Origin of the sequence: Galactobacter valiniphilus, assembly GCF_003575975.1 — a bacterium.
In the GTDB taxonomy this organism is placed as follows: Bacteria; Actinomycetota; Actinomycetes; order Actinomycetales; family Micrococcaceae; genus Galactobacter; species Galactobacter valiniphilus.
This window is the reverse complement of sequence record NZ_QQXK01000019.1, coordinates 48664-69860: the sequence shown is the minus strand read 5'-3', so window position 1 is coordinate 69860 and position 21197 is coordinate 48664. Positions and strand designations below refer to the sequence as shown.

The window sequence follows — 21197 nt, the reverse complement described above, 5'->3', positions numbered from 1 at the left end:
GGGGCATGAAGACCTCCGTGGTGAGAGCTGGTTCCTAGATAGCTCCACACCTCACCCGGAGGTCTTCCTCATGTCACGCCGCCCCGCCGAAGACGTACCTAACCTGCCGGGGCAATACAGCTAGGCCCGCCGCCGCGCCGTTACTGCCCGGCGCGCCACAGGAGCGTGCCGCCGGCGGCCGAGAGCCGCTCCCACGCCCCGGAGGTGTAGCGCGCCGAGCGCGCCCCCTCCCTCAAGAAACCGTAGGCGTGGGCCAGGAAGGCAGCGCCGGCCACGACGCCGTGCCCCAGCTCGGGGGCCGGGCGCCCCCAGGCGGCGTCCCTCGCCGCAAAGACGAGCGGCTGCCCCGGGTCGGTGGGCAGGGACTCCTGGACCTCGCTGGCGACGCCGCGTGCCGCGGCGGCCCACGCGTCGTCGTGCGCCGGGCCCACGGCCTCCCAGCGGACCGCGAGCGGAAGCGTGGCCGTCCACGGCGCGCTGGGGCGCGACGGCGGGACGTCGAGCACCAGCGGCCCCTCTCCCTCGCGCGCCAGGCGCGCCAGGCGGTCGCGCAGTTCGGCGATGGGAACGACGACGTCGAGCTCGGCCGGGGCGGCGAGGCGCACGCCGCGCTGACCGATGATCGTGGGCGTCGTTGCGCCGAGCATGAGGGGGAAGGTGCCAGCCACGTGCAGCGCGAGCACCTGCCCGCGCGCCACGAGCCGGCAGACGCCCTCGCGCACCGAGGCGGCGCGGCCCAGGAAGCGATCAAGGTCGGCAACATCGGCCGGCTCGGGCAGGATCAGGGGGGCTTCGACGACGCTCACTCCCCCAGTCTTTCACGCTCGATACACTGGGCGTGGGCGGCCTTCGCTGGCCGCCCGCGCACCACGTGCCGAACACCTTGAGGAGTGTCATGACGTCCACCACGCAGCTCTTGCGCGGTCTGCTCGATCTCGATTCGGTGGGGGCGCGCACCACCGAGGACATCTACGTTGGCCACACGCCCTCGCTCGGCCCCAAGCGCGTCTTCGGCGGGCAGGTGCTGGCCCAATCGGTGATCGCCGCCGCACGCACCGTGGACGAGGACCGGCCCATCCACTCGCTGCACGGCTACTTCCTGCGCCCCGGCGATCCGGACACCCCCATCACCTACGGCGTGGAGCGGCTGCGCGACGGCCGTTCCTTCTCGGCCCGACGCGTGCACGCGTACCAGGACGGCGCGCCCATCCTGTCGATGATCGCAAGCTTCGAGCTGCCGGGCGAGGGCATCAACTTCCAGGACGAGATGCCGGCCAACGTGCCCGATCCCGAGTCCCTGCCCTCCGCGGCCGAGGAGCTCGGCGGGATCGACCACCCCATGGCGCGCATGTGGGCCGAGCACCGCCCCTTCGACATGCGTTACCCCGACGGCTCGCTCTACCTGAGCTCGCCCGCCCACCCCGAGCGCAATCTCGTGTGGATGAAGACCAAGGAACACTTCGGCGACAACCCGCTGGAGCACCAGGCGGCGCTGGCCTACGGCAGCGACTTCACGCTCATCGAGACGGCCCTGCGCCGCGCCGGCACGAACTGGCTCACCTCGGGTTCCTCCATCGCGAGCCTCGACCACGCCATGTGGTGGCACCGCCCGGCCCGCGTTGACGAGTGGCTGCTCTTCGTCCAGCACGCCACGAGCGCACAGGGCGCCCGTGCGCTCATCAAGGCCTCGGTGTTCGATCGCGAGGGTCAGCTGGTGGCGACCGTGCTGCAGGAGGGCATGATCCGCCCGCCGCGCCAGCGCTGAGGGCAGGCGCCTCCGCCTCCACCAGCGCCGTGTGCGGGCGATCGCCGAACGCCACGAGGGCCCGCACCGAATCGGTGCGGGGCCCTCGTGCGTGGCGGCCGCCGTGCGGCCGGCCCGATCAGTCGCGGGTGAGGCGGCGGTGCGTGACGCGGTGCGGCTTCGCGGCGTCGGCGCCCAGGCGATCGACCTTGTTCTTCTCGTAGGACTCGAAGTTGCCCTCGAACCAGTACCACTGCGAGGGATCCTCGTCCGTGCCCTCGTAGGCCAGGATGTGGGTCGCGATGCGGTCCAGGAACCAGCGGTCGTGGGAGATGACCACGGCGCAGCCCGGGAACTCGAGCAGGGCGTTCTCGAGGCTGGAGAGCGTCTCGACGTCGAGGTCGTTGGTGGGCTCATCGAGCATGAGGACGTTGCCGCCCTGCTTGAGGGTCAGCGCCAGGTTCAGGCGGTTGCGCTCACCACCGGAGAGCACACCCGCCTTCTTCTGCTGATCCGGGCCCTTGAAGCCGAACGCGGAGACGTAGGCGCGCGAGGGCATCTCGACGTTGCCGACGTTGATGTAGTCCAGGCCGTCGGAGACGACCTCCCACACGTTCTTCTCCGGGTCGATCCCGCCACGGTTCTGATCCACGTAGGAGATCTTGACCGTGTCGCCGATCTTGAGGCTACCGCCGTCCAGCGGCTCGAGGCCCACGATGGTCTTGAACAGGGTGGACTTGCCCACGCCGTTCGGACCGATGACGCCCACGATGCCGTTGCGCGGCAGCGAGAAACTCAGGCCGTCGATCAGCGTGCGGCCGTCGAAGCCCTTGTTCAGGTCCTTGGCCTCCAGCACGAGGTTGCCCAGGCGCGGTCCCGGCGGGATCTGAATCTCTTCGAAGTCAAGCTTGCGGGTCTTCTCGGCCTCCGCAGCCATCTCCTCGTAGCGAGCAAGACGGGCCTTGGACTTGGTCTGGCGACCCTTGGCGTTCGAGCGAACCCACTCGAGCTCCTCGGAGAGGCGCTTGGCCAGCTTCTGGTCCTTCTTGCCCTGCACCTCGAGACGCTCGCGCTTCTTCTCCAGGTAGGTGGAGTAGTTGCCCTCGTAAGGAATCAGGCGGCCGCGGTCGACCTCGGCGATCCACTGGGCCACGTGATCCAGGAAGTAACGGTCGTGGGTCACGGCCAGCACCGCGCCCGGGTAGGACTGCAGGTGCTGCTCGAGCCACAGCACCGACTCGGCGTCGAGGTGGTTGGTGGGCTCGTCGAGGAGCAGCAGGTCCGGCTTGGAGAGCAGGAGCTTGCAGAGGGCAACGCGGCGGCGCTCACCACCGGAGAGGTTGGTGACGTCGGCGTCTCCCGGGGGGCACTGGAGGGCGTCCATGGCCTGCTCCAGCTGGGAGTCGATGTCCCACGCGTCGGCGGCGTCGATCTCCGTCTGGAGCGCGCCCATCTCCTCGAGCAGCGCGTCGAAGTCGGCGTCGGGCTGCGTCATCTCCTCGGAGATCTCGTTGTAGCGCGTGAGCTTCTCGTAGATCTCGCCCACGCCCTCCTGGACGTTGCCGAGAACGGTCTTGGACTCGTTCAGCGGCGGCTCCTGGAGCAGGATGCCCACGCTGTAGCCGGGGCTCAGGCGCGCCTCGCCGTTGGACGGGGTGTCCAGGCCGGCCATGATCTTCAGGATGGTCGACTTACCGGCGCCGTTCGGACCCACAACGCCGATCTTGGCGCCGGGGAAGAACGACATGCTCACGTCATCGAGAATCACCTTGTCGCCGACGGCCTTGCGGGCCTTCGTCATGGTGTAGATGAACTCCGCCATGCTCTCCACTCTTCGTTTCGGGAGGGGCTCAACGTGCGTTTTGCCCCGGAATCTCGCGGAAATCTGACGACTCCGCATGCTCTGGATGCTCCGCCGCTAAGCGGCCTCCGAAGCCCCTCTGTCGTTTGTCTGTCGTTTCAGTTTGACCAGACCATCCGTTGTGGTCGCCATCAGGCGATCATCATCGGGCCAGAGATGGGCGTACGTCCGCAGCGTCACGGTCGCATCCTTATGCCCCAGTCTATGGGCCACAGCCACCGGAGAGGCACCAGCCTTGATGAGACGTGAGGCATGGTAGTGACGCAGCTGGTGCCAGCCAGCTCCCATCCACGGGCGCGGCTCGCCGCGAGACCCGTCCGAATTGCCGCCGGCGGCCACGCGATCCCACTCCGCCTGGGCCAAGCCCTGCGTGATGATCCGCCCATCCCCAGTGTGGAAGAGCAGGCCATCTGGCCCCGGCTTCTGCATCAGCGACGTGAGCACCTTGAGCGTGTGCTCTTCGATCGCGAGGTGGCGCCGCGAGGACTCCGACTTGAGCTTGGGCTTGAGCACTGACTTCGTCTGCACGGTGGACACCTGCTGACGCTCGACTCGCAGGATCCGAAGCCCGACGTCAACAGCCGGCGCGATCACCCCGCGCCACTCCCCCGAACGCAGCGCGGTCGCCGCAACGACGACTGCCGCGGCGGCGAACGGCGGGCGCATCGCGTCAACGATCTCCTGCACTTGCTCGTCGGTGAGCGGCACGATCTTCTCGCCGACCACCGTGGGGAGCTTGATCTTGACGCACGGATCCTTGGCGATGTGACCCGAGAGCACGGCCTCCTGTAGCACCGCGTGGAGGAGCGTGTAGTCCTGGCGCACCGTGTTCGCGGCGCGGCCCGCTTCCGTGCCGGCCACCACGACGTCCTGCACGGCCAGCCGGTCGATGTCCGCCAGGAGCTTGTCCGCCAGGGCTGGCGCGAGCGCGTTGGCGTAGGACGCCCGGTAGATCGTGCGCGATCGGTCGTCCAGGTGAACCTGGCGCCGCAGCCACGACTCGAACATCTGGGCGAACGTCAGGCGCTGCGCATCTGCTTGCGCTTGCTCGCGCTCGGCCGCCAGGCGCTCGGCCTCGACTTCCTCCGGCAGGGGCAGGCCAGCCATGCGATCGGCGAGGAAGGCTGTGGCCTCGTCCTTGAGGCGGAAGGATCGCTTGGAGTCGTGGGCGCCGGGTGTCTTCTTCCATGCCACGACCCACCGTTTGCCGCGCCCGTAGTTGGGCTTGCGTTCCCCGGTCTTCTTGTTGGTCCAGTCGTCGTAGACCCTCATGTCCACTCCTGAAAATGGGCGCGCTCCATCAGGGCGCGTGCGTCTGGAAGATTGAGGCGGTCGCGGAGCACGGCCACGGTGACGCCGAGGCTGTCCGCTAGCTCGCCTTCTGAGCTAGCCCAGCACAGCTCCTTCTCGAGCTCTCCGATGGGGATGAGCATCTGCGCGGCGATCTCGCGCACCTCTCGCTCGATCGCCTGAGGCTGGTGTCCGTCGTGCCCGAGGAGCACGTGCACGATCTCGTGCATGACGGCGCATCCTTCTTCCGTCTTGGTGAGACCGATCCGCGTGGCAATGAAGGTACGGCCATCGGTCAGCCCGTGCAGTCCTGGTGTCAGTGGCATGACGATGTGATCTACGCCGGACAGCCATCGCATTGCAGGGTGAGCATCGAACACTCTCCGAGCGTAGGAGAACCCGCCGACACGATCAGGCGACGTGGTCGGGGTCCTCAGGCGACTGATCCTCAGACTCCGCCCACTCGGCCTCTTGCTGCTCACGCATGGTTGGTCCGTCCATCTTGTACGCAGCCAGGTCAACTTCGCCCTGCTCCGTTACGCCAGCAGTAGCAATCCGCTCCTCAACCGACATCGCCCGGTACGCCTCAGAGTCCTTGTCGACCGAAACAACCTCTGGCTTCGACTTCGATGCCAGAGTGAGGTCATCAACGCGCTCTTGCCAGCCGAGGAGGTTCGTTGCGGTCTCGATCAGGAGGCGTTGCGAGTCGATCGGCAGTTCGCCGGCTCCGTAGAGCACGAGGTCACGACTTGTGGTGCTGTACGCGGGAAGGCCGAGGCTGCGCGCCGCGGCGAGCACGACTTCACTCACCTTGACGTCGAGGGCTTGCGCCAGGCCCTCGATCACCGTGGCGCCCGGGAAGGCGCTGATGCCTTGCTTGCGCAGGACGGTGAAGTAGGTGCGGCCGAGCTTGCCGTCCGCGAGGCGGATGAGGTCCGCGTCGCGCTTGTCGCCGCGGTTTGCCTCGATGAACTGGATGAGTCCGTCGTCTTCTGGGGTGCCCTGGGGCGTCTGGTTGGTCATGGGTGAGACCTTGCCTCTCCGAAGCGGTGCACGCCTTCGAACATATGCTCGCATGTTTACTAGCCAACATCATTTTACGAGCGACAAACGTTTACTAGAAACTTCTCGGCGTGGCGCGGGATCACGGCCCATCAGGACACCCTCGATGTTGTCCAACCACAAACGAATGTTGATTGCCAGTTGACGTGACACCCCTCTCCGCTCTAGCCTGTTGTTTACCAGTCAACGAAAGTTAGAAGAAGGAGAACCCATGGCCACCCGTACCTCTCGACGTCGATGGAAGGAAGGGACGTACATGCGTCTCAGGGACCCCAAGACCCTCGCCAACCTCATGAAGAACCGCGGCTACACGCAGGCCTCGCTGGCCCGCGAGGTCTACCGCGAAAGCCCCGTTCTCACCGAACTCAACCCCGACGGAACGCCCAAGACTGACCAGCGGCGCTCGTCCATCAACCACCTGCTGTCCGGCAAGAACAAGGGCTCCCGCCCGATCATCGCCGAGCGCATCGCCGAAGCCCTCGGCGTCGACCTTGACTACCTCTACGAGGTGCACGTGCCGGCCGATGCGAAGCCGACGCCCCGCCGCAACGCCACGGCCAAGGTGGCGGCATGAGCACCCCGATGGCACTCGAGAACCAGGCCACCGCGACGTGGGCGGCCCGCGGTCTGGCGCTCATCGAGCAGTGGGCCAAGGACGGGCGTCGCTTCACCGCAGACGAGTTGCACGCAGAGATCGGCGAGCCGTACCACCCGAACCAGTGGGGGTCGCTCCTGACTCGGGCCCGGGACCTCGGCTACATCGTCGAGGACGGCGCGAAGAAGGCCACCAGCGGCCCGGCCCGCGGCCGCCTCACCCGCATCTGGGCACCGAACCCAGAGCGGCGTCGGGCCCTGTTCCTGGACGCGGCCTGATGGAGCCGGTCCACACCGTCAAGGAAGTCGCCGCCACGCTGCGCATCGACCCGCAGGACGTTGGCCGCCTGATCCGCTCCGGCCGGCTCCGCGCCTTCCGCGCCACCACCGGACGCACCGCCCCCTGGCGCATCACCGAGGAAGCCCTCGCCGAGTTCATCGCCACCCAAGAAGCAGCGGCACACGCCGCCTGACCCGAAGGAGAAACCCATGAGCCTGACGTTCAACGCTGACTCCCACCGCTACCGCCTCGACGGCAAGCCCGTCCGTGGCGTCACCGGCCTCATCGGCGCCGGAATCCCGAAGCCCGCCCTCATGTGGTGGGCTGCCGAGCAGGCCGGCCTCTGGGCCATCGAGCACTACCCCGAGATCCCCGTCATGGGGGACGAGGCCGCCGTGCGGGCCATGCGCCGAGCGCACAACCTGGTCCGCGACGCCGCGGCCGTGCAGGGCACCGCCGTGCACCACCACGCCGAGATCCTGGCCCGCACCGGTGAGGTCGAAGCGCCCGAGGAGGTCATCCCGTTCCTGACGGGCTACGCCGAGTTCCTCGACGCCTGGCAGATCACCCCGCTGCTCATGGAGCGCCCGGTCGGGAATCGCCAGCACTGGTACGCCGGCACGTTCGACCTCATCGCCACGTCGCCGCTCCTGTGCGACGGCCGCCCGGTGCAGATCGACATCAAGACCTCGAAGTCGGTGCACGGCGAGACCAAGCTGCAGACCGCCGCGTACGCCCACGCCGAGTTCTACGTGGACGAGGACGGCGTCGAGCAGCCCATGCCGGAGATAGCCGGCAACTACGTCGCCCACGTCACCCCGGACACCCGCGAGGGCGAGCACGCCCGCTACGGCGACGCCCCGCTCGGCACGTCCCTGTACGTGATGGGCGAGGGCGCCGAGGTGATCGCCGGGCACTTCGGCGAGTTCCTTGCCGCCGCGTACATCGCCAAAACCACCAAGGCCCGCGACACCGTCGCCGAGCCCCTGACCATCCCCAGCTTCACCGAGCAGAAAGCCGCCTGACATGACCACTGAAATCGAGACGCACCGCGGATCCTCGCTGATCCTGCATGACGACCAGGACTTTTGGAGCGACCGCCAGATCGCCGCACTCCGCCAGTTGGGCGTAGATACCAACTCCAAGGGTGACCTCGCCGTCTTCTTCCACCAGGCGCAGGCCACCGGCCTCGACCCGTTCAAGCGCGAGATCTACATGATCACCCGCAAGGGCAAGCCGACCATTCAGACCGGCATCGACGGCTTCTACAAGATCGCGGCCCGCGTCACCGCGAACACCGGCGGCACGTGGGGCATCGAGGAAACGTACTGGTGCGGCGAGGACGGCGTCTGGCACGACGTATGGCTGGGACGGAACGAGCCCGCGGCGGCCAAGGTCGTTGTGCAGCGCAACGGCGCCCGCTTCACCACTGTCGCCCTCACTGGCGAGTACAGCGCCGCGGGGCCGATGTGGTCGAAGATGCCCGCCCGCATGATCGCCAAGTGCGCCGAGGCCCTCGGGATCCGCAAGGCCTTCCCCGAAGACCTCTCCGGCCTTTACACCACGGAGGAAATGGCACAGGCGGACAATCCGCGCCACGCGCCGGTCAAGACGGTTCGCCGCCAGACGCGGGCCACCGGGTCAGCGCCCGCACCGACGCTGCCGCCTGTGGTTAATGACGCCCCCATCGAAGCTGACGAAATCACCGGCGAGATCATCGAGGAGGCCGTTGACTGGTTCGCCCGCATGGAGCCGATCGTCGAGGACGCCGCCGCGCTGCGCACCCTGTGGAAGCAGGCCGAGGCCGGCGGCGCCGACAAGGCCACCCTGGACTCGATCGCCGCGGCCGGCCAGGCCGCCGCCGACGCAGCGAAGGCGGCCGCCTGATGGCCGGGGAGACGCCAGTGACGGTGATCGGTCGACTCACCGCTGACCCGGAGCTCAGGTTCGTGCCCTCCGGCGCCGCGGTGGCGAACTTCGACGTCGCATCCAACGCCCGGGTGATCGACAAGCAGGCGAACGAGTGGAAGGACGGGCCGACCACCTACTGGCCGTGCTCCGTATGGCGCGACCAGGCCGAGCACGTGGCCCAGTCCCTGGCCAAGGGCATGCAGGTCATCGTCTACGGGAACATCATCACCCGCTCGTGGGAGGCCAAGGACGGCGGCCAGCGGTCCCGGCAGGAGATCGACGTGCAGCACGTCGGGCCCAGCCTGTACGGCCAAGAGGCCCAGGTAACCAAAGCGGCCCGCGGCCAGGGCGGCTCCGGCTTCGGCGGGGCCACGCCCCCGGCGTCCGGCGGCAACGACTGGGGCGCCCCGGCGCAGCAGAACGACCCGTGGGGCCAGCCCTCCGGCGGCTCGGGCGGCTGGCCTGCCGCGGGCCAGAACGAACCTCCATTCTGATGGGCGGCCGGACGACCTGGAATCAGGCGCTCGCTGCGGCCATGACCGAGGCGGGCGACCCTGGGCCCGTTCTGGCCCGGGCCCCCGATGCCGCGGCCTTCGACGTCGAATTCTACGACGGATACGGAGGCGAGGAAGGGCCGGAAGTCCTGGCCTGGACTCCGTCCCGCGTCTACTTCCCCGTCAGTTACGACGGCGCCGAATGGCTCGGGAGCGCACCACGCGAACCGAGATCAGAAGGCCAAGCACATGTAGGCGGCGGGTAGAACCCGCCGGCGCGAGCGGCACACACCCGGGTTCGAGTCCCGGCGCGCCACGAGCAGTACCCACCCCATCACCAAGGAGAAAACCCATGTCGAAGATCGTCAGCCTGACCACCACCGACTTCAAGCGTGCTCGCCGCGTCGACATCACCCCCGAGGGCAACGTCGTGATCCTGTCCGGCAACAACGGCGAGGGGAAGTCGTCCGTGCTGGACTCCATCGCCGCGGCGCTCGGCGGTTACAACGCCAAGATCACGCCCAAGCCCATCCGCGACGGCGCCGACCGCGCCGAGATCGTCCTCGAGACCGAGGAGCTCATCGTTACCCGCGTGTTTACCGAGTCTGACTCTCGGCTCGTCGTCAAGTCCAAGGACGGCGCCACGTACTCCAAGGGTCAGGCGAAGCTCGACGAGATCGTGGGGAAGCTCGCCCTGGATCCGCTGGCGTTCACCCAGCTCTCCGACCGCGACCAGCTCGCCCAGCTGCTCGCCCTCGTGGATCTGCCGTTCGACCTCGCAGAGCTGGACGCCCGCCGTGCCGCGACGTTCGCCGAGCGTACCGAGGTCAACCGCCGGGTCAAGACCGGGGAGGGCTACGTCGCCTCGCTTCCGCAGGTGCCCGCCGACACCCCGGACGAGGAAGTCTCAGCGGCAGGACTCATCGCCGAGCTCCAAGCCGCGAACGCCGGCCGCGCCGCGTACGCGCAGGCCGAGCAGGACGTCACCGTGGCCCAGCGACGCGTGCGTGAGGCGGAGCATGAGCTCGAGCGCCTGCGCGCCGATGCGCTGGTCAACGCCGAGCGGCTCGCCAGCCTGCCCGCGCCGACCGCTGACCCGGCGGAGATCCAAGAGCGGATCGCCGCATCAGACACCATCAACGCGGCCGTGCGTGCCAAGCGCGAGCGCGCCGCCGCCGAGCACCAGCTCGCCGAGCTGCGCAAGCAGGCGGACATCATGACCGCTGCGCTCACCGCGTTCGACAAGGAGAAGGCGGCCGGGCTCGCCGCGGCCGAGTTCCCGGTCGACGGGCTTGGCTTCGACACGCAGGGCGTGACGTTCCAGGGTGTCCCGTTCAAGCAGGCCTCGTCCGCCGAGCAGATCCGCGTGTCCATGGCCATGGCGATGGCGCTGAACCCGGGCCTGCGCGTGATCCGCATCGCTGACGGCTCTCTCCTGGATCCGCGCTCGCTCGCGCTCATCAAGGAGCAGGCCGAAGCCCACGACTTCCAGATCTGGATCGAGATGGTCGGCCCACGTGAGGACGGCTACGTCATCGAGGACGGCGAGATCGTCGCTCCGGCCGACGCCGCCTCTGCCGCGTAACGCCCGGCCCGCCCGGATCCTGGCCGGCGCCCGTGGTTCGACGCCGCGGGCGGGCACTCACCACCACCCCATCACCTCGAGGAGGAACCCATGCAACCCCGTTTCAACCTGACGCCGTCCGCTGAGCGCGTCACCGTCAAGGGCCCCAAGGCCGAGGCCCGCGCCACGCACGAGAACAACGTCCGCGACGTCGCCGGGTACATGGCCCAGCGCCAGGCCCGCCGGGCCGCCGCCGGGCGCCACGCCCTCGCCGCCTGACCAACCACACCCCAAGGAGAAACCCATGCTCACCCTCACCGACATGTTCTGCGGCGCCGGCGGCTCCTCGACCGGAGCGCTCTCCGTGCCCGGCGTCGAGGTCCGCACCGCGATGAACCACTGGGCCCGCGCCATCGAGACCCACAACACCAACCACCCCGATGCCACGCACATCCAGGCGGACATCAGCATCACCGACCCCCGCTACGTCGCCCCGTCCGACATCCTCTGGGCGTCCCCCGAGTGCACAAACCACTCCGTGGCTAAGGGCCGCAAGCGCGTCACCAACCAGCCCGATCTGTTCGGCGAGTCCATCGCCGACGAGGCCGCCGACCGCTCCCGCGCCACCATGTGGGACGTGCCCCGCTTCGCCGAGCACCACGACTACCGGCTCATCATCACCGAGAACGTCGTGGACGCCGCGAAGTGGGTGATGTTCCCTGCCTGGCTGCACGCGATGGACTCCCTCGGCTACGAGCACCACATCGTCTACATGAACTCGATGCATGCGCAGGCCGGCGGGCTCCCCGCGCCCCAGTCCCGTGACCGCATGTACGTGATGTTCTGGAAGAAGGGCAACAAGGCGCCGGACTTCAACCGCCTGCGCCCCAAGGCCTACTGCCCCTCGTGCGACGAGACCGTGGACGCCATTCAGTCCTTCAAGAAGGACCGCTGGGGACGCTACCGCTCCCAGTACGTGTGGCGCTGCCCCAAGGGCACCTGCCGCGGCCAGATCATCGAACCCGGGTGGCTTCCTGCCGCATCCGCGATCGACTGGTCCATCCGAGGCCAGCGCATCGGCGACCGCGCCAAGCCCCTCGCGGACAAGACCATGGCGCGCATCAAGGCAGGCCTGGACAAGTATGCGGGGCGCCGGGATCCGCTGGTGGTCAACAACCTGAGCGGCTCGGACTCCTCGCGCACGGACCTGGCGACGGACCCGCTGCGCACGCTCGTGGCCGGCGGCCTCCACGCTTCGCTCCTCGTGCCCGTCGAGGGGCGTGACGGGAAGCAGGCCCAGGCGGTTCACGAGGCCATGCGCACCCAGACCACCCGCAACGAGACCGGGATCCTCGTCCCCGAGCATGCCCGGGCCGCGTTCGTCGCCACCATGCGCGGCACCAACGCCCCCAAGGACGTGACCCAGCCGCTCGACACGTTCGCCGCCAACGGCACCCACCACGGCCTCGCCAGCCCCCAGTCCATCAACGTTGAAGACTGCGAGTTCCGCATGCTTGAGCCCCACGAGATCCAGGTCGGCATGGCCTTCCCCAAGGACTACGTCGTGACCGGAAACAAGCGTGAGAGGACCAAGCAAATGGGCAACGCCGTGACCCCGCCGGCCGCCCGCGACCTCATCCGCGTCGGCGTCGAGTCCCTCGTCGCCGCATGAGCACCCGGACGCGGCGCCGCGGCCCGGCGTTCCCTGTCGGCCGGGTCCAAGCGGCGACATGCGGGTGCGGGAAGGCCTACTACCCCACCAGAAAAGATGCCACGGCTGCACGTCAGGCCAGCGGGGACACCCTTCCCGTTCGCTACTACATATGCGCGAGCGGCGGACACCACTGGACGCACGACATCGAGCGGCAAGCCGCCGCATTTCACCGACACGTTGACTAGGAGTACCCCATGGCAGACGACAAGCCCGAGGCCGGGCTGTACGCGCAGATCCATCGCCGCGTCTGGTCGGATCACGAGTTTCGCTCGCTCACGCTGGTCGAGCAGTGGCTTTACCTGCACCTCGTGACCACCGACAAGATGACTTACTCTGGCGTGTGCGACTGGCGACCCAAGCGCATCAAGCCCATGGCAACCGACTTGAATGTGTCCGACATCGAGCTTGCCGCCTCCGTCCTGCAAGCCAAGGGCTACATCGTCATCGACGAGGACACCGAAGAAGTTTTCATCCGCTCATGGCATCGCAATGACGAGTGCCTCAAGCAACCCAACATGGGCACAGCAGTCAAGAAGGCCTACTACAAAGTCACGTCCCTCAAGCTCAAGGACGTCATCGTGTGGGAGCTGCAGCGCCTCCACGCCGAGCATCCCGACTGGAAGGGCTGGCCCCTGGTCGCTGAGGTGCTGGAGAAGCCCGCCACAGACCCTGCGGCCTATCGCCATGAACCCCTGCCCGGCGCGGACGCACCCGCCGGAGCAGACACCCAGGAAGCGCCGTTCTGAGACGCGCCTGGAAACGCAAACGCCCCGCCCTCAAGAGAGGAGCGGGGCGATTGTGCGTTCAGTCGTTATCTGGAGACTTGCCAGCGCGAGTCCTTTGAACCATAGCGATCAATGCCGATCCCGCCGGCACAACCATGGCTACAAGCGCTTGAGGTTGACCATTCACCACACCGATGCCAGCCAGCACTACGCAGGCGATGTTGACAAGCGGGACCGTGACCGCACCGATAGTAGTGCTGAGGGCATCAGCCGTCGAAAGCTTCTTTGTGGCCGAGACATTTGCTTCCACCTGTGTTTCGGCCATCCTCATGATGCGCTCAGGGAAAGATGAGTCAATGTGACCATATCCGGCGAGGGTGTGAGGCGCCGGCAATGGTCCCTCGTGCCTCATGGAAATGATCTGAGATTGATCTTGGGTCAGCGGTCCTTGTTCGACCTGTTCTGCGTCCTCGACGATTCGGCCTTCAGTTGCTGCATCGACTGCCGCAACGCCTTCCCCGTCTCCTGCCAGGCCTCGGCGACGGAGTTCGTGTTCTGCAGACTCGAGCTCCGATCCCGGATCGGAGTTGAGGCGCCCCAACCCATCGCCATCCCGCGAGTGAAGGCTTCCCTCGGACGGTACGTCTGAAGTGTCATTTTCTCCCTCTCTACGAGACGAACTGCTATCACCCGTCACGATACCAACCCTTTCCTGGTGCGAAGCTGTGAGACTACCCAGTCATTCGATGGTGGCCGAACTGTGACACGGCGGGGCCCGATGAGTACGTCGCATCGGCCTGGACAAGATGGGCTAGCCCCTCCCCCATCGACCCCGGACCCCCTCCCGAAACCCATCCCCTAAGGGATCCCCCAACCCATCGCTGAACCCTTCCCCCAACCCATCCCCCAAGGGATCCCCTGACCCTTGAATCCACCCGAGGGAAGGGATCGGTTAAGGGATGCCTCACACCTAACACCTAACACCTAGCACCACCACCGAGCACCTCAGTGCCAACCAAGTCACGTACTCAAGGTCACCAGGGGCGAGGGCGCCGAGCGCGACGGCAGGCCCAGCGCAGCAGTGCCCAGAGCAGGCGCCGGCGACACGACGTTTGGTTGGTCGATGTTTATTGATGGACAACAAGAGTTAGAAGCTAGTAAACTTCTGGGCAGGAGGAACCCATGACCACCACACCCCCCACGGGAATCCAAACCCGTGAGCAGGCCGCCTGCCTGGCGAACCTGCTGAACCAGATCCGCCCGGACTGGCCCACCAGCTCCCTGATGACGCTCCTCGCCGAGCATCGAACCCACCCGGCCACGTTCGGGGAGATCTGCCAGGCGGCGATCACCAAAGCCCAGGAGGCAGACCTCCGCACCCCGGCCGCGATCTTCAACCCCGGCCCCCACTGGCCCGAGCGCGCCAAGGCGACACTCCCTCGCACGCCGTGCCCCCAGCACCGCGAGGAAGACGAACACACCTGCCGGTGCTGCGCAGCCGACCGACTCGCCGCGAACACCACCAACACCGGCCAGTCCGAGCTCGCACCCCCGGCAACCTGCCAAGACCACCCCGAGCACGAGGCCGGCACCTGCCCCACCTGCTGGGCAGAAGTCCAAACCGGCACCCGACGCCGAAACCACATCGGACGCCACAACCCCCAGGGCCATTCCTAGGGTCTACGCGACCCACCAGAGCGCCGAACAACCCAAGCCGGCACAGGAACCCACCCGAGGCCAAACCAGCCCCGCAAAACGCCAGGAGAAACCCATGACCGAACAACCCCTCACCCCCACCGAACGCCGCAACGAGAAAAACCGCACCTGGGCCTTCCTCGAAGCCGTCCAAGCACCCACCCCGGCCGCCGCCGCCCCGCTCGAAGGCACCATCCTCGACCGGCCCACCGCCACCGAGCTCCGCAAGCTCACCGGCTACAACGGCGACACCCGCCTCTACCGCATGACCCCGCCCTACCACGGCAACAAGCACGTGATCGTGTCCGCAGCAGTCGCCTACGGCAACCCCGAAACCTACCTGTTCCCAGCCGACGCCAGCGGCGAAGTGACCGACTGGACCGAGCTCCCTGGCTCCCTCAAAGGCCACCTCGACCACACCGCCGCACTCGAAGCCGCCGGCTACCAGGTCGTGACCCGATGACCACCCTCAACAACCGCCGCCAACTGCAATCCGAAGCCACGCGCCATTCTCCGGCGCCGTGGGTGATCGACCCCGAGCTGCCGGGCGACGTGCGCGATGACAGCAACGAGCCTGTCTCGTGGGGCGCCGACCCCGCAGGACCCGCCCTGATCGCCGCCGCTCCGACCCACCTCGCCGACCTCATCACCGCGCTCGAACAGATCGAACGGATCCGGGAGGTGCACAAGGCCGAGACCGTCCACGCGATCACCGGCTACGACTGCTGTATCGAGGACTGCGACCACGAAGGCGAATGCCCCACGGAGCCCATCGAGGTCTGCGCCGAATGCAACCGCATCGCCAAGGAGTCGTACAGGTACTTCGGCGAGAACGGCCTCGGCAATGTCCTCTACCCCTGCCCGACGATCCGCATCCTCGACGGAAACGAGTAACCCATGAGCACCAAGAACTGGCAGCGCGCCGTGCACGACGCCGAACAGGAGCGAGACAACGCCCTCGCCCAACTCGCCCACGAGCAAGCAACCCGGCGGCAGTGGCAGACCCAATACCAGGCAGAACACCTCGACTACCTCAACGACGTCGAAGCCGACCGTGACCGCCTCCGCGACGAGATCAAAGCGCTGGCAGCCGCCCTGCATGCAAAAGGATGGGCAGCACACGACGAGAACGATCCTGGCAGCGCCTCCGCGTACGGTCACGCGGCCGCCGCCCTCCGCGCCCTGCTCGACGGGGAGGCGAAGGGATGAGCAGCCACTACATCTACGTCCAGTGCTCCGCCGAGGGATGCGACGCCTTCGAATCCGCCTACACCGGGAGCATCTACCTCGACCGCTTCTCCGACGACCAATGGGAAGGCGGGACCATCACCGCCCTCTGCCGCGAGCACGAACAGGAGGCCAAGGGATGAGCATCTACTACCGAGACGAGCACGTCACGCTCCACCACGGGGACTTCCGCGAAGCTATCGGGAACATGACGGCCGACGCCATCGTGACCGACCCGCCCTACGGTGAAACCTCTCTCGACTGGGACGTCTGGCCCACCGGCTGGGTCGAATCAATGACCGCCATCGCGAACTCCATGTGGTGCTTCGGCTCCATGCGCATGTTCCTCGACCACGCCGCCGACTTCTCCGGCTGGAAGCTCTCACAGGACATCGTCTGGGAGAAACACAACGGCTCCGGTTTTGCCACCGACCGATTCAAGCGCGTTCACGAACACGCCCTCCACTGGTACCGCGGAGACTGGGCGGGAGTCAGACATGAGACGCCGCGGGTCGCAGGCGGTAGCGGCACGAAGAGCGTCCGCCGGAATCCGCCGCCGACTCACACCGGCAAGATCGGCGCGAGCGCATACGTGGACGACGGCCTACGACTGCAGCGATCAGTGCTTCGCGCTCAATCCGTGCGTGGAGGAATCCACCCGACCGAGAAGCCTGTCGGCATCCTCGAACCCCTCATCGCCTACGCCTGCCCGCCCGGCGGACTCGTATTCGACCCCTTCGCCGGATCAGGGAGCACCCTCGCCGCAGCCAAGAACCTCGGACGCCGCGCCATCGGCTACGAGATCCGCGAAGAACAATGCGAGACCACCGCCAAACGGCTCTCCCAAGGAGTCCTCCCCCTGGCAGGCCTCGCATGACCACCCACCGTCCCCCTTTGGGGGCGACCGCACCCACCAACCAACACACCCAGGAGGACAAATGAGCACGCTCCCCGGAAACCCGCACCTTGAAATGGCACAGGCCAACATCGACGCTGAAGAACTCCTACCCGAAGGAGCCGAGTCAACTGGCCTCCGTGAACTTGCGCAGATCGAAGCCACTCTCGCGGTCGCCCACGAACTGCGCACTACCAACCTGATCGCATGGCTCAACTTTCAGCATGCCTGGGATCGGGACGGCGGGTACTTCGATGACCAGGAGTCCAATCTGTTCCCGCAGATCGCCACCCGCCTTGGCCTGGGCGGTGAGGGGCAGTGACCGCGCCTGACCTGCCCATGTGGGAACGCATCGCCGCAGTCATCAGTGAGCACGACGGTTGGTACGGCGTTCCCGGCAAGGGGGCGTACTGCGACTGCGAGCACTTCCTCGCACCGGACGGCGCCTACGCGGTGAACGCGTGGAAGGCCCACCGCGCCGACGCCGTGCTGACCGTCCTGGCCGACCTGCCCGACACAGCCGTGGAAGCAGGGGCGAAGGCGGACTGGGACATGACCGACGGCAGATGGTGGGGGAAGCCCTGGGAGGACGTGCACCCCGAGCTCAAGGCCGACCGGATGGATGGGATGCGCCGCGTCCTCACCGCCACCATCGCCGCGCTCAAGGAGGGGAAAGCGTGAGGCCGCGCTCATCGGCATTCAAACCCGGCTCCGGAGTCACCTACCGAGTGATCCGCAGCTATCGACGTGCGGGCGTTATTGACAACGTCCGCACCCCCGAGAGCAGCCGCAAGGCCCACTGGGGACGGTATGCACCTGGCGCCGACATGTTCAGCCGCTACCAAGTCTGCCTTGACTGTCGCCGCGTCGTCCGCAACCCAGGTTGGCGCCCTCTGCTGCACAACGGGCGGAAGGGGCGGGGATGAAGTGCGACCGATGTGGACGCTTCACCAGCACCCTTCATGATGTCTTTAGCGTCGGCCCTATCCCTGAGATCGACCTGGAAGTCTGCCCTGACTGCTTCGACCTACTCACCCGAAAGGACACCCCATGACCGAGACCACGCACGACGACTGCACCACATGTGAGTGGCTGGCACGCGAAGCCGAACGCACCGCCAAACGCCAGGGTCGAGACCACTGGGTCTCCACCACCGAGGTGCACGGCATCACCCACACCGCCCGCTACCAGGAGGAATCATGACCAACCAGACACCCAGCACCGAAGACGTGCGGTACGGCTACCGCACCGGGGTCACTGCGCCCATCCTGCCCGTCGAAGCCGGAGACGCCTTCGACGCCTGGCTCGCCGCCCGTGACCGGGAGGTAGCCGCGAAGGCACGGGCACAGGAGCTTCGAGACGTCGCTGACTGGTTGTTCGACACGATGGAAGGGCCACTCATGTGCACCGACAAGTGCGGCGACCCCAAGTGTGCGGACGACATTCGCATCAACTTCGCCAGCGGCTTGCAACGCTCACTTCGCGCCCGCGCCGACCGCATCGGGGCCGGCGATGAGTGAGCGGGTGGGCAGCGTGCGCGACGCAAGGTTCCTCAGCGGGGCGGACCTTGGCAGGACCATCCGGGTCGAACGCATCGGCTACCACCTCACCGGGACGCTCGAAAGAGTCGAGCACGAGCTCGGCACGGTCTCGTTCACCATCAGACGCGGCACTGCCGAGTACCTGTTCGAGGTCAGCCCCCACGACGCCGTCACCATCACCGGGGCGGACGCGTGACCCTGACGTTCACCGTCCCAGGCGACCCCATCACCCAGGGCAGCATGCGCGCCTTCGCTCGCGGCGGCCGTGCGATCGTGACGCACGACAAGGGGCCGGCGTTGAACCACTGGAGGTCCAGGGTGACGTTGGAGGCGCGCCGAGCCTGGGGGCGCGCCGCGCCGCTCGACGGGCCCGTGGCCGTGACGCTCACGTTCCGGCTCGCCCGGCCCAAGTCCCACTACGGCACCGGGCGGAACGCGCAGCGGCTCAAGCCGTCAGCGCCCGCTCTCCCCCACACCGGTCTCGACCTCGACAAACTCGCCCGTGCCATCAACGACGCGCTCACCCAAGCCCGTGTTTGGGCCGACGACAGCCGCGTCTGCTCGATGACCACCCACAAGGTCTACGCCGGGCCCGGTGAAATGGCAGGGGTCGATGTCACCGTGGAACCGCTCACTGTTCCCTCACAGCGTCAGCATGATGTGATCGGGCAATCACTCGCCGCCTAACCGATGGAGGAAACCATGAGCGAACAACCCGCACCCGCGCCTGCCCAAGCGACCGCACCAGCATCAACAAAGAAGGTCGGTGACAACACGCGCACCAGTGGCGTCGTCATCGCCTCGATCGCCGCCGTCGGACTCCTGCTCGGCCTCATTGGCGTGTTCAACGGGTCAATACAAGCCGCGCTCGTAGCCATCTCCTCCACCCTCGTCATGATCGTCGGCCTCCTCATGCTCTGCGCCGGCTACCTCGCGCAGATCGCCGCCCAAGGGGAGGCTCGCAAGTGAAGCGCCCCGCCCTCACCCTGCTCGCCGTCGCCGGCCTCGCACTCACCGCGTGCGCGGGCCAGACTGAGGCGGCGCCCGTCACCGTCACCGAAACTGTGCCGGCCACCAGCAGCGCAGCGGCCACACCCACCCAAGACGAAACCCGGCCCGCATACTCGCAGTGGGCCAAAGAAGCAAAATCTCCGGTCCTGGAGTGGGCCAACACGTGGCAGAGCGAAGGCTGTGACGACAACACCGGGTCAGGCAAGTGCTCCAGGCACATCCTCAACGGCCTCACCGTACTGAAAGACCTCGCCGTCTCCATGGCATCAGCAATGAGGACGGACGGCGCCGGATACCTGGGTGAGCGCTCCGCCGCAGTGGGCAGCGAACTTGAGTCAATCCGAGTGGCCCTGGGCACAGCATCGAAGAACGGCACCAGTTGGGCGGAGGCTGGATGCGCGGCAGACGGGTCTGGAGCGAAATGCCCCGAGTTCTCAATCGCGTTCGCAGACGCGATGACCGAGGTATCGCAGGGGCTCGGATCACTTTCGCGCCCGTAGCCGCCTTCTGAGGCCCTCACCTTCGGGTGGGGGCCTTTTGCACGCTCGCATGTTAGTCAACATCAAACTTTTGATGCATGTCAGTTGACTGACGGCAAACACACCCCTAGGCTGTTGGTCAGTAAACAACACTCGTTGTTTCGCGACCACCTAGGAGGAACCCATGACTCTCGCTCCCGCCTTCGCCACCACGGCGACGCTCGCGTCCACGGCGGCGCTGCTCGCCGAGCTCACCCCCGTGATCACCGACCAGGACTGGACCCAGTACGCGCCCACCCTCGTCCAGAACACCTGGGCCACCGTCGGCACCCGCATCGACTCCCACCGCGCCGACCTCAACCCCAACACCGTGCCGGCCAACGTCTGCGACTACGTGGGCGCCAAGCTTGACGCCGCCGAAACCGCCATGCGCGCCTGCGAGAACGACATCGAATTCCTCGGCCGCTTCAACCCCGCCGAAATTATCGCCCTCGAAGCCGCATGCACCGCCCTCGAAGAAGCCGCCACGTACGCCCACGAGCACACCGTGGCCCCGCTGTGACCGCCGTTGACGCCGCCGAGAAGGCCCTCGCGGACTGGGAGGCAGCCCACCAGCTCGAACCCATTGACCCCGGCATGCAGTCCATGCGGTTCCACCAGACCCAAGCCAAGCGCGACAAAGACCTGACCGCGTTCCTGAACCGCATGCGCCGTGAATCCGCCGAGCACGAACGCCTCACCGAAGCACTCGCCAAAGCCCGCCGCGACGAACGACGAGCCGCTGTTCCCACTGAACCGGTTGATCCCGCGGTGCTGGCTGGCGCCACCCACATCCTCGTCAACGAACGTTGGCGGGCCGTCTGGATGCGCGTGAAGCGCATCAACGCGAAGACCGTCACGTGCCACGCAGCACCAGGCATGGACGAGCCCCGCATTCCCCACAACCGCATCGTCGGCACCAGCCACGGGCAGGTGGCGTCATGACCGCCCCGGCCCGCACCCCCATCCGCTGGACCGCCCGCGCCCGCCGCATCGGCACCTGGGCGGCCATCGCCACCGGCCTCACCGCCTGGTTCGGCCCCATCCTCTACGTCACCATCCACCCCTAGG

At 67.2% G+C, this 21197-nt stretch carries 34 protein-coding genes; 28 read left to right on the top strand and 6 right to left on the bottom strand.

Annotated features, from left to right (window positions below; genetic code table 11):
• Positions 1–140: 140 nt before the first annotated feature.
• Positions 141–806 (bottom strand): hypothetical protein, encoded by a 666-nt coding sequence (locus tag DWB68_RS10385; RefSeq protein WP_119425076.1) that lies wholly within the window; start codon positions 804–806, stop codon positions 141–143.
• A gap of 89 nt (positions 807–895) precedes the next feature.
• On the opposite strand from DWB68_RS10385, the gene DWB68_RS10380 reads away from it, so the two are divergent.
• Positions 896–1765 (top strand): acyl-CoA thioesterase, encoded by an 870-nt coding sequence (locus DWB68_RS10380; protein WP_119425075.1) that lies wholly within the window; start codon positions 896–898, stop codon positions 1763–1765.
• Positions 1766–1883: 118 nt separating this feature from the next.
• Here DWB68_RS10380 and ettA read toward each other — a convergent pair whose 3' ends face one another.
• From ettA to DWB68_RS10360, 4 genes are all read right to left on the bottom strand, one after another.
• The gene (gene ettA, locus DWB68_RS10375) at positions 1884–3566 is read right to left on the bottom strand and encodes an energy-dependent translational throttle protein EttA (RefSeq protein WP_119425074.1); all 1683 of its coding nucleotides are present in this window, start codon (positions 3564–3566) and stop codon (positions 1884–1886) included.
• Positions 3567–3662: 96 nt separating this feature from the next.
• Positions 3663–4877 carry a tyrosine-type recombinase/integrase gene (locus tag DWB68_RS10370; RefSeq protein ID WP_119425073.1) on the bottom strand — a complete coding sequence of 405 codons (1215 nt, stop codon included), beginning with the start codon at positions 4875–4877 and terminating at the stop codon, positions 3663–3665.
• Positions 4874–5275 carry an ImmA/IrrE family metallo-endopeptidase gene (locus tag DWB68_RS10365; protein ID WP_147391653.1) on the bottom strand — a complete coding sequence of 134 codons (402 nt, stop codon included), beginning with the start codon at positions 5273–5275 and terminating at the stop codon, positions 4874–4876. The genes DWB68_RS10370 and DWB68_RS10365 overlap by 4 nt, the downstream gene beginning before the upstream one ends.
• A gap of 31 nt (positions 5276–5306) precedes the next feature.
• Positions 5307–5918 carry a hypothetical protein gene (locus tag DWB68_RS10360; RefSeq protein WP_119425071.1) on the bottom strand — a complete coding sequence of 204 codons (612 nt, stop codon included), beginning with the start codon at positions 5916–5918 and terminating at the stop codon, positions 5307–5309.
• A 250-nt stretch (positions 5919–6168) separates the two neighbouring features.
• Here DWB68_RS10360 and DWB68_RS10355 point away from each other — a divergent pair, with 250 nt between their 5' ends.
• The 10 genes from DWB68_RS10355 to DWB68_RS10320 all read left to right on the top strand — a co-directional run bounded on the left by DWB68_RS10355 (position 6169) and on the right by DWB68_RS10320 (position 13260).
• Positions 6169–6531, top strand: coding sequence for a helix-turn-helix domain-containing protein (locus DWB68_RS10355; RefSeq protein ID WP_147391652.1), 363 nt, complete (start codon positions 6169–6171; stop codon positions 6529–6531).
• Positions 6528–6830: a hypothetical protein gene (locus tag DWB68_RS16255; protein ID WP_158588287.1), complete on the top strand. Its 303-nt coding sequence runs from the start codon at positions 6528–6530 to the stop codon at positions 6828–6830. The genes DWB68_RS10355 and DWB68_RS16255 overlap by 4 nt, the downstream gene beginning before the upstream one ends.
• A complete protein-coding gene (locus tag DWB68_RS16250; RefSeq protein ID WP_158588286.1) occupies positions 6830–7024 on the top strand; it encodes a helix-turn-helix domain-containing protein in 195 nt (64 codons plus the stop codon). The genes DWB68_RS16255 and DWB68_RS16250 overlap by 1 nt, the downstream gene beginning before the upstream one ends.
• A 16-nt stretch (positions 7025–7040) precedes the next feature.
• Positions 7041–7856 carry a hypothetical protein gene (locus tag DWB68_RS10345; protein ID WP_119425068.1) on the top strand — a complete coding sequence of 272 codons (816 nt, stop codon included), beginning with the start codon at positions 7041–7043 and terminating at the stop codon, positions 7854–7856.
• A 1-nt stretch (position 7857) separates the two neighbouring features.
• Positions 7858–8718 carry a RecT family recombinase gene (locus tag DWB68_RS10340; RefSeq protein WP_119425067.1) on the top strand — a complete coding sequence of 287 codons (861 nt, stop codon included), beginning with the start codon at positions 7858–7860 and terminating at the stop codon, positions 8716–8718.
• Positions 8718–9236, top strand: a complete 519-nt coding sequence (gene ssb / locus DWB68_RS10335; protein WP_119425066.1) for a single-stranded DNA-binding protein — start codon at positions 8718–8720, stop codon at positions 9234–9236. The genes DWB68_RS10340 and ssb overlap by 1 nt, the downstream gene beginning before the upstream one ends.
• Positions 9237–9588: 352 nt before the next feature.
• The gene (locus DWB68_RS10330; RefSeq protein ID WP_158588285.1) at positions 9589–10821 is read left to right on the top strand and encodes an AAA family ATPase; all 1233 of its coding nucleotides are present in this window, start codon (positions 9589–9591) and stop codon (positions 10819–10821) included.
• Positions 10822–10911: 90 nt separating this feature from the next.
• Positions 10912–11079, top strand: coding sequence for a hypothetical protein (locus DWB68_RS16245; RefSeq protein WP_158588284.1), 168 nt, complete (start codon positions 10912–10914; stop codon positions 11077–11079).
• Between the two features lie 25 nt (positions 11080–11104).
• Positions 11105–12472 (top strand): DNA cytosine methyltransferase, encoded by a 1368-nt coding sequence (locus DWB68_RS10325; RefSeq protein WP_119425064.1) that lies wholly within the window; start codon positions 11105–11107, stop codon positions 12470–12472.
• Positions 12473–12708: 236 nt separating this feature from the next.
• Positions 12709–13260, top strand: coding sequence for a hypothetical protein (locus DWB68_RS10320; RefSeq protein ID WP_119425063.1), 552 nt, complete (start codon positions 12709–12711; stop codon positions 13258–13260).
• Positions 13261–13318: 58 nt separating this feature from the next.
• On the opposite strand, the gene DWB68_RS16015 is transcribed toward DWB68_RS10320, so the two are convergent.
• Entirely contained in the window at positions 13319–13936 is a 618-nt protein-coding gene (locus DWB68_RS16015) for a hypothetical protein (protein ID WP_158588283.1), read from the bottom strand.
• Between the two features lie 485 nt (positions 13937–14421).
• Here DWB68_RS16015 and DWB68_RS10305 point away from each other — a divergent pair, with 485 nt between their 5' ends.
• The 17 genes from DWB68_RS10305 (at position 14422) to DWB68_RS17005 (ending at position 21196) form a co-directional block, all read left to right on the top strand.
• Positions 14422–14916, top strand: a complete 495-nt coding sequence (locus tag DWB68_RS10305) for a hypothetical protein (RefSeq protein WP_119425060.1) — start codon at positions 14422–14424, stop codon at positions 14914–14916.
• Positions 14917–15010: 94 nt separating this feature from the next.
• On the top strand, positions 15011–15397 hold the full coding sequence (locus DWB68_RS10300) for a hypothetical protein (RefSeq protein ID WP_119425059.1): 387 nt from the start codon (positions 15011–15013) through the stop codon (positions 15395–15397).
• Entirely contained in the window at positions 15394–15828 is a 435-nt protein-coding gene (locus DWB68_RS10295) for a hypothetical protein (protein ID WP_119425058.1), read from the top strand. Before DWB68_RS10300 ends, DWB68_RS10295 begins: the two co-directional genes overlap by 4 nt.
• A 3-nt stretch (positions 15829–15831) precedes the next feature.
• Entirely contained in the window at positions 15832–16143 is a 312-nt protein-coding gene (locus DWB68_RS10290; protein WP_119425057.1) for a hypothetical protein, read from the top strand.
• Complete coding sequence (locus DWB68_RS16240) at positions 16140–16304, top strand: hypothetical protein (protein WP_158588282.1); 165 nt, start codon at positions 16140–16142, stop codon at positions 16302–16304. Before DWB68_RS10290 ends, DWB68_RS16240 begins: the two co-directional genes overlap by 4 nt.
• A complete protein-coding gene (locus DWB68_RS10285) occupies positions 16301–17038 on the top strand; it encodes a DNA-methyltransferase (protein WP_119425056.1) in 738 nt (245 codons plus the stop codon). The genes DWB68_RS16240 and DWB68_RS10285 overlap by 4 nt, the downstream gene beginning before the upstream one ends.
• 61 nt (positions 17039–17099) lie before the next feature.
• Complete coding sequence (locus tag DWB68_RS10280; protein WP_119425055.1) at positions 17100–17378, top strand: hypothetical protein; 279 nt, start codon at positions 17100–17102, stop codon at positions 17376–17378.
• Positions 17375–17737: a hypothetical protein gene (locus DWB68_RS10275; protein WP_119425054.1), complete on the top strand. Its 363-nt coding sequence runs from the start codon at positions 17375–17377 to the stop codon at positions 17735–17737. The genes DWB68_RS10280 and DWB68_RS10275 overlap by 4 nt, the downstream gene beginning before the upstream one ends.
• Before the next feature lie 369 nt (positions 17738–18106).
• Positions 18107–18259, top strand: coding sequence for a hypothetical protein (locus tag DWB68_RS16235; protein ID WP_158588281.1), 153 nt, complete (start codon positions 18107–18109; stop codon positions 18257–18259).
• Positions 18256–18576 (top strand): hypothetical protein, encoded by a 321-nt coding sequence (locus DWB68_RS10270; protein ID WP_119425053.1) that lies wholly within the window; start codon positions 18256–18258, stop codon positions 18574–18576. The genes DWB68_RS16235 and DWB68_RS10270 overlap by 4 nt, the downstream gene beginning before the upstream one ends.
• Positions 18569–18793, top strand: a complete 225-nt coding sequence (locus DWB68_RS10265) for a hypothetical protein (RefSeq protein WP_147391650.1) — start codon at positions 18569–18571, stop codon at positions 18791–18793. The genes DWB68_RS10270 and DWB68_RS10265 overlap by 8 nt, the downstream gene beginning before the upstream one ends.
• Positions 18790–19284: a RusA family crossover junction endodeoxyribonuclease gene (locus tag DWB68_RS10260; protein WP_119425051.1), complete on the top strand. Its 495-nt coding sequence runs from the start codon at positions 18790–18792 to the stop codon at positions 19282–19284. Before DWB68_RS10265 ends, DWB68_RS10260 begins: the two co-directional genes overlap by 4 nt.
• Before the next feature lie 15 nt (positions 19285–19299).
• The gene (locus tag DWB68_RS10255; protein WP_119425050.1) at positions 19300–19566 is read left to right on the top strand and encodes a hypothetical protein; all 267 of its coding nucleotides are present in this window, start codon (positions 19300–19302) and stop codon (positions 19564–19566) included.
• Positions 19563–20108: a hypothetical protein gene (locus tag DWB68_RS16010; RefSeq protein WP_147391649.1), complete on the top strand. Its 546-nt coding sequence runs from the start codon at positions 19563–19565 to the stop codon at positions 20106–20108. The genes DWB68_RS10255 and DWB68_RS16010 overlap by 4 nt, the downstream gene beginning before the upstream one ends.
• 163 nt (positions 20109–20271) lie before the next feature.
• A complete protein-coding gene (locus tag DWB68_RS10250; protein ID WP_119425049.1) occupies positions 20272–20649 on the top strand; it encodes a hypothetical protein in 378 nt (125 codons plus the stop codon).
• Positions 20646–21071, top strand: a complete 426-nt coding sequence (locus DWB68_RS10245) for a hypothetical protein (RefSeq protein ID WP_119425048.1) — start codon at positions 20646–20648, stop codon at positions 21069–21071. Before DWB68_RS10250 ends, DWB68_RS10245 begins: the two co-directional genes overlap by 4 nt.
• A complete protein-coding gene (locus tag DWB68_RS17005) occupies positions 21068–21196 on the top strand; it encodes a hypothetical protein (protein WP_267896963.1) in 129 nt (42 codons plus the stop codon). Before DWB68_RS10245 ends, DWB68_RS17005 begins: the two co-directional genes overlap by 4 nt.
• Position 21197: the final 1 nt, after the last annotated feature.